This is a genomic window from Streptomyces sp. V4I8 (assembly GCF_041261225.1).
In the GTDB taxonomy this organism is placed as follows: domain Bacteria; phylum Actinomycetota; class Actinomycetes; order Streptomycetales; family Streptomycetaceae; genus Streptomyces.
This window is the reverse complement of record NZ_JBGCCN010000001.1, coordinates 8,059,994-8,075,570: the sequence shown is the minus strand read 5'-3', so window position 1 is coordinate 8,075,570 and position 15,577 is coordinate 8,059,994. Positions and strand designations below refer to the sequence as shown.

The 15,577-nt window shown below is 72.0% G+C and carries 12 protein-coding genes; 5 read left to right on the top strand and 7 right to left on the bottom strand.

Annotated features, from left to right (window positions below):
* Positions 1-73: 73 nt before the first annotated feature.
* Genes ABIE67_RS36620 through ABIE67_RS36610 form a run of 3 tightly spaced genes read right to left on the bottom strand, consistent with a single transcriptional unit; the run spans position 74 to position 3,938 of the window.
* Entirely contained in the window at positions 74-2,458 is a 2,385-nt protein-coding gene (locus tag ABIE67_RS36620) for a xanthine dehydrogenase family protein molybdopterin-binding subunit (RefSeq protein ID WP_370265842.1), read from the bottom strand.
* Positions 2,459-2,463: 5 nt separating this feature from the next.
* A complete protein-coding gene (locus tag ABIE67_RS36615; protein WP_370265841.1) occupies positions 2,464-3,048 on the bottom strand; it encodes a (2Fe-2S)-binding protein in 585 nt (194 codons plus the stop codon).
* A complete protein-coding gene (locus tag ABIE67_RS36610) occupies positions 3,048-3,938 on the bottom strand; it encodes a xanthine dehydrogenase family protein subunit M (RefSeq protein ID WP_370265840.1) in 891 nt (296 codons plus the stop codon). Before ABIE67_RS36610 ends, ABIE67_RS36615 begins: the two co-directional genes overlap by 1 nt.
* 385 nt (positions 3,939-4,323) lie before the next feature.
* Here ABIE67_RS36610 and ABIE67_RS36605 point away from each other — a divergent pair, with 385 nt between their 5' ends.
* Together ABIE67_RS36605 and ABIE67_RS36600 are read left to right on the top strand one after the other, a co-directional pair.
* The gene (locus ABIE67_RS36605; RefSeq protein WP_370265839.1) at positions 4,324-6,000 is read left to right on the top strand and encodes a PucR family transcriptional regulator; all 1,677 of its coding nucleotides are present in this window, start codon (positions 4,324-4,326) and stop codon (positions 5,998-6,000) included.
* Between the two features lie 153 nt (positions 6,001-6,153).
* Positions 6,154-6,930, top strand: coding sequence for a hypothetical protein (locus tag ABIE67_RS36600; protein WP_370265838.1), 777 nt, complete (start codon positions 6,154-6,156; stop codon positions 6,928-6,930).
* A gap of 451 nt (positions 6,931-7,381) precedes the next feature.
* On the opposite strand, the gene ABIE67_RS36595 is transcribed toward ABIE67_RS36600, so the two are convergent.
* Positions 7,382-8,284: a GntR family transcriptional regulator gene (locus tag ABIE67_RS36595; protein WP_370265837.1), complete on the bottom strand. Its 903-nt coding sequence runs from the start codon at positions 8,282-8,284 to the stop codon at positions 7,382-7,384.
* Between the two features lie 155 nt (positions 8,285-8,439).
* Here ABIE67_RS36595 and ABIE67_RS36590 point away from each other — a divergent pair, with 155 nt between their 5' ends.
* Both ABIE67_RS36590 and ABIE67_RS36585 read left to right on the top strand, forming a co-directional pair.
* Positions 8,440-9,291: a (2Fe-2S)-binding protein gene (locus ABIE67_RS36590; RefSeq protein ID WP_370265836.1), complete on the top strand. Its 852-nt coding sequence runs from the start codon at positions 8,440-8,442 to the stop codon at positions 9,289-9,291.
* Positions 9,292-9,595: 304 nt separating this feature from the next.
* A complete protein-coding gene (locus ABIE67_RS36585; protein WP_370265835.1) occupies positions 9,596-10,633 on the top strand; it encodes a DUF2637 domain-containing protein in 1,038 nt (345 codons plus the stop codon).
* A gap of 84 nt (positions 10,634-10,717) precedes the next feature.
* On the opposite strand, the gene ABIE67_RS36580 is transcribed toward ABIE67_RS36585, so the two are convergent.
* Both ABIE67_RS36580 and ABIE67_RS36575 read right to left on the bottom strand, forming a co-directional pair.
* Positions 10,718-11,140: an ATP-binding protein gene (locus ABIE67_RS36580; RefSeq protein WP_370269307.1), complete on the bottom strand. Its 423-nt coding sequence runs from the start codon at positions 11,138-11,140 to the stop codon at positions 10,718-10,720.
* Between the two features lie 666 nt (positions 11,141-11,806).
* Positions 11,807-12,424: a hypothetical protein gene (locus tag ABIE67_RS36575; RefSeq protein ID WP_370265834.1), complete on the bottom strand. Its 618-nt coding sequence runs from the start codon at positions 12,422-12,424 to the stop codon at positions 11,807-11,809.
* Positions 12,425-12,676: 252 nt separating this feature from the next.
* Between ABIE67_RS36575 and ABIE67_RS36570 the strand changes: the two genes are divergently transcribed.
* The gene (locus ABIE67_RS36570) at positions 12,677-13,990 is read left to right on the top strand and encodes a helix-turn-helix domain-containing protein (protein ID WP_370265833.1); all 1,314 of its coding nucleotides are present in this window, start codon (positions 12,677-12,679) and stop codon (positions 13,988-13,990) included.
* A gap of 19 nt (positions 13,991-14,009) precedes the next feature.
* On the opposite strand, the gene ABIE67_RS36565 is transcribed toward ABIE67_RS36570, so the two are convergent.
* Positions 14,010-15,335 carry a PP2C family serine/threonine-protein phosphatase gene (locus ABIE67_RS36565; protein WP_370265832.1) on the bottom strand — a complete coding sequence of 442 codons (1,326 nt, stop codon included), beginning with the start codon at positions 15,333-15,335 and terminating at the stop codon, positions 14,010-14,012.
* Positions 15,336-15,577 lie beyond the last annotated feature (242 nt).

Below are 15,577 nucleotides of genomic sequence, written 5' to 3'. Positions count from 1 at the left end.
CGGCGAAGTGTGACGTTCCCGGCACCGCCCGGAGAGCCTTGCTGGATTCCTTGCGGAATTCCTCGCTGATTTCCTACGCCGTGCCGGTGAGGTGTTCCGGCCGTACCGGCGTGCGGTTCAGCTCCAGGCCCGTCGCGTTCCGGATCGCCGCGAGGACGGCCGGGGTCGACGACAGGGTGGGGGCCTCGCCGATGCCCCGCAGCCCGTACGGGGCGTGGTCGTCGGCGAGTTCGAGCACGTCGACGGGGATGGTCGGCGTGTCGAGGATGGTGGGGATCAGGTAGTCCGTGAAGGACGGGTTCCTGACCTTGGCCGTCTTGGGGTCGACGATGATCTCCTCCATGACCGCCACCCCGAGACCCTGGGTCGTACCGCCCTGGATCTGGCCGATGACGGACAGCGGGTTGAGCGCCTTGCCGACGTCCTGGGCGCAGGCCAGCTCGATGACCTTGACCAGGCCGAGCTCGGTGTCCACCTCGACGACGGCGCGGTGCGCGGCGAAGGAGTACTGGACGTGGCCGTTGCCCTGGCCGGTGCGCAGGTCGAAGGCCTCGGTCGGACGGTGCCGCCACTCGGCCTCGATCTCGACGGCCTCGCCTTCGAGCACGTCGACCAGGTCGGCGAGCACTTCGCCGCCGTCGGTGACGACCTTGCCGCCCTCCAGGAGCAGTTCGGCGGTGGCCCAGGCGGGGTGGTAGGAGCCGAACTTGCGGCGCCCGAGCTCCAGGACCTTCTCGCGGACCAGCTCGCAGGAGTTCTTGACCGCGCCGCCGGTGACGTACGTCTGGCGCGACGCGGACGTCGAGCCGGCCGAGCCGACCTGCGTGTCCGCCGGGTGGATCGTCACCTGGGTGACGCCCAGCTCGGTGCGGGCGATCTGGGCGTGGACGGTGACCCCGCCCTGGCCGACCTCGGCCATGGCCGTGTGCACGGTCGCGACGGGCTCGCCGCCGATGACCTCCATGCGCACCTTGGCGGTGGAATAGTCGTCGAAGCCCTCGGAGAAGCCGACGTTCTTGATGCCGACCGCGTAGCCGACACCGCGTACGACGCCTTCACCGTGCGTGGTGTTGGACAGACCGCCCGGCAGCTGCCGTACGTCCGCGCCCTCGCTGGACTCCCACTGGCGCTCCGGCGGCATGGGCATCGCCTTGACGCGGCGCAGGAGTTCGGCGACCGGCGCCGGGGAGTCGACCGGCTGCCCGGTCGGCATGATGGTCCCCTGCTCCATGGCGTTGCGCTGCCGGAACTCGATGGGGTCCATGCCCAGTTGCTTCGCCACCTTGTCCATCTGCGCCTCGTAGGCGAAGCACGCCTGGACCGCGCCGAAGCCGCGCATGGCGCCGCAGGGCGGGTTGTTGGTGTAGAGGGCGATGGCCTCGATGTCGACGTCCTCGACGACGTACGGGCCGATGGCCAGCGAAGAGGCGTTGCCGACGACCGCGGGGGACGCGGAGGCGTACGCGCCGCCGTCCAGCACGATCCTGCACTTCACGTGCGTGAGCTTGCCGTCCTTCGTGGCGCCGTGCTCGTAGTAGAGCTTGGCGGGGTGGCGGTGGACGTGCCCGAAGAAGGACTCGAAGCGGTTGTAGACGATCTTGACGGGCTTCCCGGTCCGCATCGCCAGCAGGCACGCGTGGATCTGCATCGACAGGTCCTCGCGGCCACCGAAGGCGCCGCCGACACCGGACAGCGTCATCCGGACCTTGCGCTCGGGCAGGCCGAGGACCGGGGCGATCTGCTTCAGGTCGCTGTGCAGCCACTGGGTGGCGATGTAGAGGTGGACGCCGCCGTCCTCGTCCGGCACGGCGAGGCCGGACTCGGGGCCGAGGAAGGCCTGGTCCTGCATGCCGAAGGTGTACTCGCCCCTGACGACGACGTCGGCCTTCTTGGCGGCCTCCGCCGCGTCGCCGCGGAAGATCGGCTGGCGGTGGACGATGTTCGGGTGCGGTACGTGGCCGCTGTGGTGGTCGTCGCGGCCCTCGTGAACGAGGATCGCGTCCGGGGCGGTCGCGGAGGCCTCGTCGGTGATGACGGGCAGCTCGCGGTAGTCGACCTTGATCTTGGCGGCGGCGCGGCGCGCGGTCTCCGGGTGGTCGGCGGCCACGATCGCGACCGGCTCACCGTGGTGGCGTACCTTGCCGTGCGCCAGGACCGGGGTGTCCTGGATCTCCAGGCCGTAGTTCTTCACGTCGGTCGGCAGGTCGTCGTACGTCATGACGGCGTAGACACCCGCCATCGCCAGCGCCTCGCTCGTGTCGATGGACACGATCTCGGCGTGCGCGACGGTGGAGCGGAGGATCTGCCCCCAGAGCATGTCCTCGTGCCACATGTCGGACGAGTACGCGAACTCGCCGGTGACCTTGAGGGTGCCGTCCGGGCGGAGCGTCGACTCGCCGATGCCGCCCTTGGTCTGGGACCCCTGGGTGATCTTCGTGGGAGCGCCATTGGTGGGCATGTCGCTCAGACCGCCTCTCCCTGCCGGGCGGCCGCGAGGCGGACCGCGTCCATGATCTTCTCGTACCCGGTGCAGCGGCACAGGTTGCCCGACAGCGCCTCGCGGATGTCCGCGTCGCTCGGGTTCGGGTTCCGCTCCAGCATCTCGTCGGCGGCCACCAGCAGCCCCGGCGTGCAGAAGCCGCACTGGACGGCGCCGGCGTCGATGAACGCCTGCTGGATCGGGGAGAGTTCGGTGCCCTCACCGGTCTGCGAGTCCTGTCCCTTGGCCGCCCAATGCTGGGCATCCTGCAGGGAGGTCCCACAGGCACCGGAGGCGCAACCGCCGCCCTCTGCCCGCTGCTTGGCGTAGTCGGCGAGCCCCTCGACGGTGACGACCTCACGGCCCTCGGCCTGCCCGGCGGCCACCAGGCACGAACACACCGGAACCCCGTCCAGCCGGACGGTGCAGGACCCGCACTCGCCCTGCTCACAGGCGTTCTTGGACCCGGGAAGGCCCATCCGCTCCCTCAGTACGTACAGCAGGGACTCGCCCTCCCACACATCGTCGGCTTCCTGCGGACGTCCATTGACAGTGAAGTTGACGCGCATCAGGCGACTCCCTCCGTGCGGGCGGCGGTGCCGCGGTACGACTCCCAGGTCCAGGTCAGCGTGCGGCGCGCCATGACGCCGACCGCGTGGCGGCGGTAGCTCGCCGTGCCCCGGACGTCGTCGATCGGGTTGCAGGCGCCGGAGCACAGCTCCGCGAACTGCTTGGCGACCGACGGGGTGATGATCTTGCCGTTGTCCCAGAAGCCGCCCTCTTCGAGCGCGGCGTTCAGGAACTCCTCGGCGGCCTTGGCCCGGACGGGCGTAGGAGCGGCGGAACCGATCCCGGTACGAACGGTCCGCGTCTCGGGGTGCAGCGCGAGCCCGAAGGCACACACGGCGATGACCATGGCGTTCCTGGTCCCCACCTTGGAGTACTGCTGCGGCCCGTCGGCCTTCTTGATGTGCACGGCCCGGATGAGCTCATCGGCGGCCAGCGCGTTGCGCTTCACGCCGGTGTAGAACTCGTCGATCGGGATACGGCGGCTGCCGCGCACCGACTCGACCTCGACCTCGGCGCCCGCCGCGAGGAGGGCGGGGTGGGCGTCGCCGGCCGGGGAGGCGGTGCCGAGGTTGCCGCCGACGCCGCCGCGGTTGCGGATCTGCGGGGAGGCGACCGTGTGCGAGGCGAGGGCGAGGCCCGGCAGCTCGGCGCGCAGGTTCTCCATGACGCGGGTGTACGGGACGGAGGCGCCGAGCCGCACGCTGTCCTCGCCGACCTCCCACTCGTAGAGGTCGCCGATGCGGTTCAGGTCGAGGAGGTACTCGGGCCGGCGGTGGTCGAAGTTGATCTCGACCATCACATCGGTGCCACCCGCAATCGGCACAGCGGTGGGGTGCTCGGCCTTCGCGGCGAGCGCCTCCTCCCAGCTGGCGGGGCGAAGGAAGTCCATGACCGGCTCTCTTCTTCGTCTCGTGGGGTCGTACGGTTTGAGCCAGATCAGGTGCGGCGGGCCCGGCTCGTTCATGTGCTGTTAACGCGCATTGACGTCAGTACACAGCGCCGTGCTCCACCGGGGTCAGTCACGGAAACCATGAAGGAGTTGGCTGGCCAGGGTGGGCATCTTGTAGATTCGTATGAACGGAGGCCACCAGTAACCTCCACGCTTTTCTCTGGAAACATCGGGCACGAGCCTGTGACCTGGGGCACCGTCCGAAAGACGACGAGCACCGCCCCCGGCGCCGCTCATCGGCCCGCAGACCGGGCCTCATCCACAGCCCCATCAAGCTCATCAAGATTCATCGTAGATTTCGAGACAAAGAACGGCGGCGACGAGAATGCGGCTGCGCGCACTGCTGGACACCGACGCGCTGGGCCTCAAGCTGCTCGGCGGCGAGGACGAGCTGGACCGCACCGTGCGCGGTGTGATGACCACCGACCTCAGGGACCCCAGCCGCTACCTCTCCGGCGGTGAGCTGGTGCTCACGGGGCTGGCCTGGCGCCGCGACTCCGCGGACTCCGAGCCTTTCGTCCGTCTCCTGGCCCAGGCCGGCGTGGCGGCGCTGGGGGCCGGAGAGGCCGAACTGGGCGACATCCCCGACGACCTGGTCCTGGCCTGCGCCCGCCACCGCCTGCCGCTCTTCGCGGTGCACGAGTCGGTGGCGTTCGCGACGATCACCGAGCATGTCGTACGGCAGGTGAGCGGCGAGCGCGCCGGGGACCTGGCGGCCGTGGTCGACCGGCACCGCCGGATGATGACGTCGGGCCCGGCGGGCGGCGGCCCGGACGTGGTCCTGGACCTCCTCGGCTCGGACCTGGACCTGCGGGCGTGGGTGCTGTCGCCGACGGGCCGGCTCATCGCGGGCTCGAAGGTCGGAGGCCCGGCGCTGGCCCCCGAGGTGTGCGCGAGACTGGCGGCGGAGCATCTGACGGCCGCCCGCACGGGCCGCCGCGGCCCCCACCGCCTGCCCCTCGGCAACACGCAGTACTCCCTCTTCCCGATCCGCAGCACGGGCCGCTCGGCGCAGGCCGCACGGGACGTGCGCGAGACGGTGCTGTCGGAGTGGCTGCTGGCCGTGGAGGCGGACGCGAGCGACTGGCCGGAGGAGCGCCTCGACCTGCTCCAGGGCGTCACCCAGCTCATCGCGGTGGAACGCGACCGCCGCGACGCGGCACGCACGGTCCGCCGCCGCCTCGCCCAGGAGGTCCTCGAACTGGTCCAGACGGGCGCCGCGCCCGCCGAGATCGCCGCACGCCTGCGCGTCGCGGCCCCGGTCCTGCTGCCCGGCCTGGGGGCGGCCCCGCACTGGCAGGTGGTCGTGGCCCGGGTCGAGTGGGAGGGCGGCGACATCGAGGAGGAGGGCCCGATCGCCCAGTCCCTCCTGGAGGAGATCCTCGTCGACCCCCTCGCCACCGGCCCCGAACCGTCCGACCGCATCGCCGTGGCCCACACCGGCGACGAGGCGATCGCCCTGGTCCCCCTCCCGGCGGTCTCGGCGGAACACGACGGCTCGGAAGCCGGCATCCTCGCCGACGCGCTCCTGGACTCGGTCCGCGACGCCCTGTCGGCGGGCCTCGACGGCGACGGCCGGGTCACGCTCGGCGTGAGCGCGGCGGTGCACTCGGCGGAGGGCCTGCGCGGCGCCCTGGAGGAGGCCCGGCACGCCCGCCGGGTGGCCGCGGCACGCCCCGGCCGGGTCTGCGCGGCGGGTCACCAGGAACTGGCCTCCCACGTCCTCCTCCTCCCCTTCGTCCCGGACGACGTCCGCCGGGCCTTCACCGCCCGCCTCCTGGACCCCCTCCGCGACTACGACCGCCGCCACCGCGCCGAGCTCATCCCCACCCTCGAAGCCTTCCTCGACTGCGACGGCTCCTGGACCCGCTGCGCGACCCGTCTCCACCTGCACGTCAACACACTGCGCTACCGAGTGGGCAGGATCGAGCAGTTGACGGGTCGGGACCTCTCCCGGCTGGAGGACAAGCTGGATTTCTTCTTGGCATTGCGCATGAGTTGACCTCGCTCCCCTCCCCCGCCGGACGGCACCAAGTGCCGCCGCTGTCCCACGACTTTGTGAAATCCTTCACCCACCCTCTTGGCCGAACCCGGCGATCCGTGCTGAGATGCCGCCACCACTCAACAGCTCGATGGCGTGCTCGGGGAGGGCGAGGTGGCGTATACCGCCATGTCTGGTAACGGAACGACCGCCGGTGACGATCCACTCCAGACCGCGGTATGGCGGCTGCGCTCACGCGCGTGCTGGGCGGACGCGGCGGCCCTGCTACAGCCGGTCACCGCGCCGGCCGCGCTCCAGCGGGCCGCGCTGCTGGTGGAGCGATGTCTCTACACCGAGCAGGGCTGGGAGGAGGCCGAGGACGCGTTGCGTACGGCCGAGGCGCTCGCCCACAGTGACGAAGAGCGGGGCGCGGCCGCTTGTGAACGCGGGCAACTTGCCTACGCGGCCACGCTGCACTCCGTGCGCGACCGGGCCGACGAGGCGCGGGCCGCGCTGGGGAGGGCGGCGGCGCTGATCCCTCCGGGGGCTGCGGGGAGGGCGTTGCTGGACTTCCGACGCGGGCTCCTGGCGGAGAACCTCGCCCGCTCGCCCCAAGCGGCGCGCGCGGCATACCGCCGCGCACACGCGGGCGCGACGGCCCACGCCGACCCCCTCCTCCTCTCCTTCACCTGGCGCCATCTCGCCGGACTCGCCCTGCGCGACGGCGAGTTGGCGGAGGCCCGCCACGGCTTCGCCGAGTCCCTGCGCATCCGTGAGGAACTGGGCTATCTGGTGGGCACCGCCCCCGCGCTGGCGTCCCTGGCCGACGCGGAGTCCGAGCCGGAGGCCGCGCGGCTCCGCGAGGAGGCTCGCCGCCTGTTCCGCCTCCTGGGCGGCGTCCCCACCTGGCTGGCCCGCCAACTGGCCCCGATGCCACCCGCGGCGGCGTAACGCGCCCTGGTCTCCCTCGCCCCCGCCGCCCCTACCCATCCCATCCCCCCGGGGCTCCGCCCCTTCGACCCCGCCAGGGGGCTCCGCCCCCTGGACCCCCATCGGCCTGCCGGCTCGTCCTCAAACGCCGGACGGGCTGAGAATGCCTGGACCGGCGCCGAAGGGTGGCCGCCGCCGGAGGCGAGGCGAAGCCCCTGCGGGGGCGTGGGGTGAGGCACCTGTGAGGCGAAGCCCGTTGGGACGAAGTCCCCTGAGGGCGGGAGGCGGTGGTCCCACGAGCCCGCAGTCGCCCACGGCGGCAAGGGGACGCGTCGGGGGGTGTCCGCCCGCAGAGTCCGGTGTCAAGAAACGGCACCTCTCACGCAAGGCCAGCCCGCCGGACCGAGGACGGACACCCCCCGGCGCGGCTCCGGCCCACCCACCGGGCGTACCGCGCTACGCGAACCCCCACTCACCGAGACGGGCCGCCGCAGGCATCTCCCGCGAAATGTCCCCCCACCAGCACCCGCACCCCGTCCACATCCCCGGCGATCAACGCATCCAGCAGCGCCATGTGTTCCGCCGCGTCCGCAAGGAGGTCGGCGTGGCGGCCCGACGGACGGGCATGGGTCTCCAGGGGCCACTGGGCGCGGCGGTGGAGGTCGTCCGCGATCTGGACGAGTTGTTCGTTGCCGCAGAGGGAGAGCACGGCGCGATGGAAGGTACGGTCTGTCTCCGCGTAGGTCGCCCGGCAGCCGGTCGACGCCGCGCGGACCGTCGCCTCGGCCAACGGCCGTAGCTCCGCCCAGCGTTCGGCGGGAACCGTACGGGCCAGCCGCAGCATCACCGGAATCTCGATCAGCGCGCGCACCTCGGCGAGTTCGGCCAACTCCCGGGCGCCACGCTCGACCACCCGGAACCCCCGGTTGGGGACGACCTCGACGGCGCCCTCCTGCGCGAGCTGCTGCATGGCCTCACGGACCGGCGTCGCGGAGACGCCGAAGCGATCGCCGAGGGCGGGGGCCGAGTAGACCACCCCGGGCATCAGTTCACCGGTGACCAGCGCGGTACGCAGCGCGTCGAGCACCTGCCCCCGCACCGAGGCCCGCTGAACAACGGTCCGCGGTCGCGGAATAGGCGCTTCACTGTGGACGTGCTCACCACGAGCCGCCGGCACCGAGGGACTCCGGCCCAGATCCACATCCCGGCCCCGGTCCACATCCTCGCCCCGACCCCGGCCCCGGCCCACGTCCAAGTCCGCGGCCCGCCCCTGCGACGGCACCCGCGCCTCGCCGGCACCGGCAGCAGCCCCACGCCCCGCCTCCGAAACCGGCGGATTCCCCGTCCCCGCGGAGCCCTGCGCGCCCTGCTTCACGGGTCCTCCTCCGGACGTATCGGTACTTGGGGTCATTACGGCTGGTTGTTACTCGCCCGTCAAGCACCTTAGGCGCAGAACACGACAGTTCAAATCGCAGCGATCTTGGGTAAGGTAAGCCTTACCTTCAAAGTCTCGCGGATCGGCGGTCCAGTATGCCTGTGCCCCCCTCGGCCCTAGCGGACGCTTACACCCGCCTCACCGAGGTCTTCCCGGGACTCGACATCACCCAGCCCTCCGCCGACGCACCACTCCCCCACCACGGCGACTGGATCACCGCCACCGCGCTCGCAGAGGGCGGCACCGGCCTCGACACCTTCCTGGCCTGGGACGACGCGCAGATACTGCGCGACTACGGACAGTCCGCACGCGCGGACGTCGTCGCCAGCTTCGGCCTGCACCGGTACGCCTGGCCCGCCTGCCTGCTGATCACCGTGCCGTGGTTCCTGCTCCGCCGCGTCCCCCGCTTCCCCGTGACGCATGTCTCGTACGACCGCACGGCCCCCGGCCTCCCCATGGGCCGCCTGGCGGCCCGCCCCGCCACGTTCGCCTGCCTCCCCGGCGACCCGGCCGCCACCCTGCCCGGCGCGAGGGTCGTACCCGACGAGGAAGCACTGCGCGCCGAGGTGCGGGCCGCCGTCGCCGAGCACCTCGAACCGGTCCTCGCGGGATTCGGGCCCCGCATGCGGCGTCGCGGGCGCGCACTGTGGGGCATGGCGACCGACGAGGTCGTCGAGGGCCTCTGGTACGTCGCCCACCTGTTCGGCGACGGGGAGCAGGAGCGGGCGCAGCGCGAGCTGGAGCTGCTCCTGCCGGGCGCGACGCGGCCGTACGTCGGCTCGGCCGCCTTCCGTGAACTCTCCGGCCCGAACGGCGAGGCGCTGCCCACCCGGGACCGGGCGAGCTGCTGCATGTTCTACACACTGCGCCCCGAGGACACCTGCCCCACCTGCCCGCGCACCTGCGACGCGGACCGGGTCACCAAGCTTCTGGCCGCCGCCAGTTGAGGCACCCTCAGGAACGGGCGTAAGCCGCCGTGCCGTAAGATCACCCGCGAGCAGGACACCCGTTACGGTTACAGGCGTTTCACAGATTCCTCACTTCACGCAGGAACTTTCCGTGGAACCACCCGCACGGGTAGTGTTGTTCGAACTCAACTCCCGCCCCTCAAGCGGCAGTTCGAGCAGAAAGCCGCCCTGGGCATTCCCTTGCACTTCCTTGGCGGCCTCTTGCCCCGAAACCCCCTGAGGGCCAGTGGGATTGGGCCACTATGGCGGGCGTTACGCCCTATCCCAATGCAAGGGACCCCAGATGAGATTGACCGACATATCGCTGAACTGGTTGCTTCCGGGCGCCGTCCTGCTCCTGGGCCTGCTGGTGGCGATAGCGGTGCTCCGGCGCGGGAAGGCCACCACGGGGAAGGACACGAGCGCCGACGACTCGTGGGAGCGCAGCGAGGAGCGCCGCAGGCGCAAGGAAGCCATATACGGCACCGCCTCCTATGTGCTGCTGTTCTGCTGCGCGGCCGTGGCCGCCGCGCTCTCCTTCCACGGTCTGGTCGGCTTCGGCGAACAGAACCTCGGCCTCCACAACGGCTGGCAGTACCTCGTGCCGTTCGGTCTGGACGGCGCCGCGATGTTCTGTTCCGTCCTCGCGGTGCGCGAGGCCAGCCACGGTGACGCGGCCCTCGGCTCCCGGATACTCGTATGGACCTTCGCGGCCGCCGCGGCCTGGTTCAACTGGGTGCACGCGCCCAGGGGCATCGGCCACGACGGCGCCCCGCACTTCTTCGCCGGTATGTCCCTCTCCGCCGCGGTCCTCTTCGACCGGGCGCTGAAGCAGACCCGCCGCGCCGCCCTGCGCGAGCAGGGTCTGGTGCCGAGGCCCCTCCCGCAGATCCGGATCGTCCGCTGGCTGCGGGCCCCCCGCGAGACCTACAAGGCCTGGTCGCTGATGCTCCTGGAGGGCGTGCGCAGCCTGGACGAGGCGGTCGACGAGGTCCGCGACGACAAGCGGAAGAAGGACGAGACCCGCATGCGCCGCCGCGAGCAGCAGCGCATGGAGCGCGCCCAGCTGAAGGCCATCAGCCGGGGCCACCGCGGCTTCGTCGGCCGTGGCGGCCGCCAGGGCGAGACGCAGGCTCTGGAGCGTGCGTCGACTCAGGTCACCGCGGAGCCTGCCATATCCGCGGAGCAGCTGCCCGTACGGTCACGTCCCTCGCTTCAGCCCGTACGCACCGGTTCTGACCCGGTCGCCGTCGACCTCACCGCGGAGGACGACACAATGGCGCTGCCACGGCTCGACTCCCTGGAGCGCAAGCTCAAGGATCTTGAGCAGCAGTTCGGCTGAGCACGCCACTCATCGACGGGAAGGGGCGCGACCCGAGGCTCGGGTCGCGCCCCTTCCCGTGTCGGACGGCACCGGCACCGAGCGTCACGCGGCGTCCGCGTCGAGTTCGAACCACACCGCCTTCCCCACCCCGTGCGGCTGGACGCCCCAGGCGTCCGCGAGGGACTGGACCAGGACCAGGCCTCTGCCGTTCGTACCGTCGTCGGCGATCGGTACGCGCAGTCTGGGCCGCCGGGCCACGAAGTCCCGCACCTCCACCCGGAGTCCGTCCGGTCCGACGGTCGCCGTCAGGACCGCCTCATGGTCGGTGTGGACGATCGCGTTGGTGACGAGCTCGCTGGTCAGCAGTTCGGCTATGTCCGATCGTCCGGGCCTCCCCCAGTGCCGCAACAGGTCGCGCAGCGCCCTGCGCGCCTCCGGTACGGCCCGTAGGTCCGCCCGCCCGAGTCTGCGCCTGAGCTGCGGCGTCCGCGCGAGTTCCCCCGCACTCGCGGCCTGGTCCTCCACTGTCTCCACCGAGGAGGCCCCGTACGCTATGGGACCGCCCCCTCGTGCCTGCCTCTTCATGACCCCCGCCCGCGTGCCGATGTCGGTTCCCCTCCTGGCTCGAACACGTTCACGGGATCCATTTCCCGATGGAACCGGCGCCAGTCATGTCGAATCGTCAACGACCGGGTGTTCGGCCAAGGTTGGAGCGGCGCACGCCGGGTGCATGAAACCCGGAACGTCACCCACCGGACGCCGGGAAGCCGCCCTGCGCGACGAGCGGACCGAGTCGGCCACCGGCCACGGCGCGGCTTGCGGACCGAGGGCGGGCGCCGGGTGGGAGGAGGCGGGGCGGTTCATCCGTTCCCGGCGGGAGCGGCCCGACCAGGGCAGTCCCGCACGGCTTCGAGCCGACGTGCGCACGGGCGTCCGGACCGGAGGAGATCGCCCCGCCCGCCGATTCCCCGCTACCGTTCCGGCCGTATGTGACGCGGGCATGGGGCAGTTGAGAGCTCGACATCGAGGCGCCGTCGACGCCGACGCCCCGTGCCGAGCCCGCGCCCCACGAAACTGGCCGGAATTCGCTTGTTCAGCAGCCCTCGATGTCCGTCGGTGATGCGGGGCCGCCCGCCCGACCCCCGTCCGGGAGGGCGGCCCCGCTGGTCCGGTGGGCCGGTGCCGCGCCGGTCAGTAGAGCTTGTTGACCGCGGTGGTGGTCGTCTTCCTGAAGGCCTTCACCGGCGCGTGTGTGAAGTCGCCCATCTGTCCCCACTGCACGACGGTCACGGTGCCGCCGTCCCGGCCGACGGAGAGGAGGTGGATGTCCATGGCACCCCACGAGGCACGGGTCGCGAAGCCGTGGACGCGGGCGCCCTCCTCGACCGGCAGGCTGCCGTAGCTCTTGTAGTCGGCCTCGATGTCCGGGGCGGCGTCCATGCGGGCGACACAGCGCTTGATCTCCTTGTCGAGGCGGGTGGCGAGCGCCTTGGCCTTGGCGCTGTCGCCCACCACGACGTTGAGCTGCTGGGCGTTGGTCTCCAGCTCGGTGCGGAAGGTGCGGTAGCGGGAGTCGTAGGCGAGCAGCGACTCGCCGAAGCAGTACTGCATCTCCTCCGGGACGCCGTCGGTGACCTTGTCGGCGGTCCAGGCGGAGGAAGGGTGCGGCGGGAGTTGGGACGCCGACAGGAACTTCGGCGCGGGCGCCTTGGTCGCGGCGCCGGCAGGCGCAGCGGTGAGTGCGGCGCCGGCGGCGAGAGTCGCGACGGCGAGTGCGGCGAGCGCGCCGGTTCGAGTGCGCTTGGGCATGGGTGTCCCCCGTGAATGAGATGAGTGAGAAGAGTCAGATGAGAGCGTGAGCGATCGAAAGTGGTCGTCACCTACGGCGGATGGTCCGTCCGGCCCTGGTCGGTGCGACACCAAGAGCATCAGCCGCCACAGCGGGCCGCCGCAAGCTCCCGCACCCGATCCGCGACGGTGGAACCATCCCAGCCCTTCTGACGTGCAGGTATATGGAGTGCCTGGGATGCCGTCCCGGGACGGTGAGGACACGGGGGAACGGTGTCTGCAGCACAGGACGACGACGTCCAGGAGTTCGCGGCGTCGCTCAGGCGCCTGAAGGACCGCACCGACCGCAGCTACGGACAGCTGGCCCGCCGTCTGAACATGAACACCTCGACGCTGCACCGCTACTGCGCCGGTGACGCGGTCCCCCTCGACTTCGCCCCCGTGGAACGGTTCGCCGCGTTGTGCGAGGCGACCCCGGAGGAGCGGCTGGAGCTGCACCGCCGCTGGATCCTGGCGGTGGCGGCGCGCCAGCGGTCGCGGACGGCGGCTCCCCCGGCGACGGGCGGCACGGACGGCGCCCCCTCCGCCACGGAAGGTCCGCCGGACGACTCCCCCGCACCGGTCCGCGAAGAGCCTGCACCGGGCGCGCCTGCTCACCGCCCTTGGTACCGGCGAAGGCGCCTCCTGGTCTCCGCTGCCGTGGCGACGGCCCTCCTCGCCACCCTGGGGAGCCTCTCCGCTCTGCCGGACGACGACCGTTCCCGAGCGAGCGACTCCGTCCAGGGCGCCGATCCGACCCGTACGGAGGCGGCCGACGCTCCCGGCCCGACCTCGACCGCGTCATCGAAGCCCTCCCTCACCACGCCGACTCCCTCGGGCGGTACACCGACGTCGAAGAAGTCCTCGGTGAAGCCCACGGGATCCGCCGACAGCCCGTCAAAGGGAGCCGGTCCGCGGCAGCCCCCGGCCGGTCTGCCCCTCACCTGGAGCGCCAACTCCCATGTGTGGCAGGCCGGCTGCGGCCACGACTACGTCATCACCAAGGCCCCGCAGCAGGTGCCCCCGCCGCCGGCCCCGCAGGACGCCGAGACCTGGGCGCGGACGCAGGGCGCGGTGCACGGCGGGCAGACGCTGGTGAAGATCACCGTGCAGGGGCGGACGTCCACGGCCGTAGTCCTGGAGGCGTTGCGCGTCCGCGTCGCCGGCCGCGCGGCACCCGTCGAGGGCACCTCGTACGCCATGGACCACGGCTGCGGCGGAGCGCTGACGCCTCGCTACTTCGATGTCGACCTGGACAAGGACCGGCCCATCGCCCGCCCGGCCGACGGCAACGACTCGGGCACCACGATCCCGGCGATGAAGCTGCCGTACCGCGTGTCGGCCGAGGACCCGGAGGTGCTGCTGGTCGACGCGCGGACGGACGGCTGCGACTGCGGCTGGTATCTCGAACTGGACTGGTCCTCGCAGGGCCGCACCGGCACGGTCCGTATCGACGACCACGGCCGCCCGTTCCGCACGACGAGCACCAAGGGCCTGCCGAACTATGCCTACGACACCTCGGCCCGTGAGTGGGTGCCGTACAACTGAGCCGTTGGGCCAGGGGCCGCTACGCCTCCCACACCGCCGCGGCCGTACGGTCGTCGGCGTATCCCTTCACCCGGACCTGGGTGTCGGCGAGGAACTCGGCGAGTCCGGGCGGCTCCGGGTCGGACCAGCGTCCGGTGAGGTGGGCGGCGAGTTCGGGTTCGCCGCGCAGGGGGTCGGCGAGGCCGCCGGTGCACATCAGGAGGGTGTCGCCGGGGCGGGCCACGGAGGCGCGGAAGCGGAAGGGTTCGCGGGGCGGCTCGGGGGCCTGGTCGTAGGGGCTCGGGGGTGTGGTGATGCCGAGGTCCATGGTGAGGCGGTCGCCCTCGGGAGTCTCGGCGGGGAGTGAGCCGAAGCCGACGACGGGCTCGCCCGTGACGTCGGTGACGCGGGGCTCGATGTCCTGCCATTCGCCGTTCCGCAGGCGGAAGAGTCCCCCCGTGCCGACGCCGAAGAACACGCGCGTACGGCATTCCGGGTCGGCGGGCAGGAGGAGGCAGCGCAGGGTCGCCGCGTACTCCTCGGGTTCGATGCCCTGTTCGGCGGCGCTGGCGCGGAGTTTGCCGAGGCTGCGGTCGGTGAGGCGGTGAAGTCCGGACTTCAGGTCGCCGCGCCGGGCGGCCCTTATGTCCTCCGCGAGCTTCGGGTGGCTGCGGCCGACGGCCCGGCCGATCCAGTGACAGGCCTCGGCGGCGGCACGGTGCGCGCCCGGGGTGGCGCGGGCGCCGGTGGCCATCGCCACCAGGATCAGGGCGTGTTCGCCGGTGCCGAAGCGGGCGGTGAGGAGGGAGTCGCGGCGGGGTTCACCCCGGTAGCGGGCGGAGTCTCCGCGCAGGGACACGGCACGCAGCGTGCAGGCGCCGTAGCGGGCGCCGTCGAGGACGGTGTCGGCGACCAGGTCGTCCAGGTCGTCGGGGTCCGCCGGCGGGAGGGCGGTGGGTGCGGCGGCGTAGGTGGGAGGGCCGTCACCCACGTAGTCGAGAGGCCGGGGGGCGGGGGTGGGCGGGGCAGGTTGCCCGGGGCCAGGGGCCGGGACCGGAGCCGGTTGCGGCGGCCCCTCGTCGGCCGGCGGTGACTCCACGGGGAACCCCGGCGGCTTCGGCAGACCCGGCGGGAACGTCGACCGGCCCGGTGGGGCATCGGTGTCGGCCCGCGGCGCCGGAACAGCCGCGCCCGCCCCCGAAATCCCCGCCCCCGAGTGCTGGTTCACCGTCCCCGCCGCGGAAGCGAACCGGTCGTCCAGCGAGTCGGGCGCCGCCGTGGGGCCCGTGTCCTCGGTGAAGTCACCGTACAGCTGCCCCCACCAGTCGTCCTCGTGAGCGGTGGGCCTACCCCCCTGCTGGCTCATGCCCCCAATTGTCCACCGCAGGGGCCGGATGAAAACGGGGCATCAGGAAAATCCGACCCGGTGAAGCGCCTCGAAAGCCGTTGTCGGGTGAGGTGTTGAACAGTCTTGCGATACTCCGGGCGAAACAAGGGGCGAACATGTCGCCGGGCGGTCCCACCCCCCACGGGAGAACCGCCCGGCGACTGCCGAGTGACCCGGGCCCAGATCCCCTTCGCGCGCTCGGCGCACGTCGTGGGCCCGGG